Source organism: Candidatus Nanopelagicales bacterium (assembly GCA_018003655.1).
GTDB lineage: Bacteria > Actinomycetota > Actinomycetes > S36-B12 > UBA10799 > JAGNDY01.
Genome location: JAGNDY010000039.1, coordinates 1 through 1,678, shown reverse-complemented (window position 1 = coordinate 1,678; position 1,678 = coordinate 1). Strand labels below are relative to the sequence as shown.

Genomic DNA, 1,678 nt, shown 5'->3' with positions numbered 1-1,678 from the left:
TGGTGCGACTGGTGCGATTGGTGCAACGGCAAGGTCTTCGTCAGAACGTTGTTCTGGCAGTTCAGCGAGGGTGAGGGCGAGTTCCACGTCATCGGGATCGTAGCCAGCGGCAAGCAGGACTGTCCCACGATCGAATGACACACCGAAGCCAGGCAGTGGCTCGCTGCCGAAGACCAGGGCCTCCAGCACCGCAACGATTCGCGCACCCGCCTTGCCGTCTCCAAACGGATTTGTCTCTGCGGCACGTTCCCGCTTGCTCACTGGCGAGTTCAGGTCCTTCAGCACAGCATCGTGAATGAGGTCAGGATCCGTTCCCGTCAGCGTCAAGACGCCCGCGTGCACACCCTCCATGCGTTCGGACGATTCGCGGGTCACCACGACGGGTGTGCCAAGACTCGGCGCCTCCTCCTGCACACCGCCAGAATCGGATACCGCGACATCGGCACGCTTGAGCAGATGAGCAAAAGGCACATACTCAAGCGGTTCGGTCAAAATGACATTTGGCAGCTCGCCGAGGCGGGGAATCAGGTCGGCGCGCACCTTGGGATTTGGATGCATGGGAACCACGATGAGCGCATCCGGTCGCGTCTCGGCGATGCGCGCCAGTCCGTCGGCGATGCCATCGATGCCGTCTCCCCAATTCTCGCGCCGATGGGTGGTCGCCACAATGACTGGCCCTTGATGGGCATCGACGCGATGAAGTCTTGGGTCGGGCCATTCGACGGGCTGTTCGGCCGCCCACAGGATCGCGTCGATGCTGGTATTTCCAGTGACATACGTGGTCACCACATCGATGCCCTCATCAACCAGAGCCTGCTGACTAGTCGTAGTGGGAGGTAGGTGAAGTGCGGTTATCGCGCTGATCAATCGGCGGTTCATTTCCTCCGGGAACGGAGTGTGCAGGTCGCCAGTTCGCAGACCAGCCTCCACGTGCACGACGGGCAACTTGTTTGTCGCCGCCGCCAACGCACCCGCGAACGCTGAGCTGGTGTCGCCCTGAACAACGATGAACGCCGGATAATGAGCCTTGGTATTCGGTTCCCGCAGGTACAACCTGGGCTTCAGTCGCCGTTCCGGATGTCCGCCGCGAAGTTCGGTGAGAACCCCGTCAACCGCTGCCAGCACGCGCCCGGTCAGGTCGGCGACGGTGGCGCCCGGATCCGCAATGCTGAGTTGAAAGTCGATCTCTACCCCGGCCTGTGCAAGCAGTTGCGGAACCATGTCCGGATGCTGTCCGGTATCAACGACCAACGGCCTGATGCGGGTTCCCCGCATAGCCTGGATGACCGGGATAAGCTTGATGGCCTCGGGTCGTGTTCCGAAGACGAACAGGGCGTTGACGCGCGGGCGCTTCACAGGTGCGGTCATCGGCGAGCTCCTGAACGTGTTTCGCGACTCATTGCCTGATCAACTATCGCTCTTTGGTGGGCGAGTGTCATTCGCTCGTCGCTCGCGTAGCGCAGCGTCACCAACCCGTGAATACCGCAGCGCGAGTCGTTGGTTCTGTCTGACGACGTCCGCCCGGCAGATGCTCACGTGGGGCGCACGCGTGTAACCTTCGGCTATGGCCAGGGAACCGACACGCCACCGAAGCCACTGGGGGTGGGGCTTCGAGGATGAACAGGCAAGTTTTGAAGAGATTCAGTCCGCGACGGCCATGGTTGGACAGCACCTCGGG

General features: G+C 61.7%; 1 protein-coding gene. It reads right to left on the bottom strand.

Annotated features, from left to right (window positions below; translation table 11 throughout):
* The coding region (wecB, locus tag KAZ48_06890; GenBank protein MBP7972510.1) for a UDP-N-acetylglucosamine 2-epimerase (non-hydrolyzing) at nucleotides 1–1,368 on the bottom strand (1,368 nt) is incomplete at its 3' end.
* Between the last annotated feature and the right edge of the window lie 310 nt (nucleotides 1,369–1,678).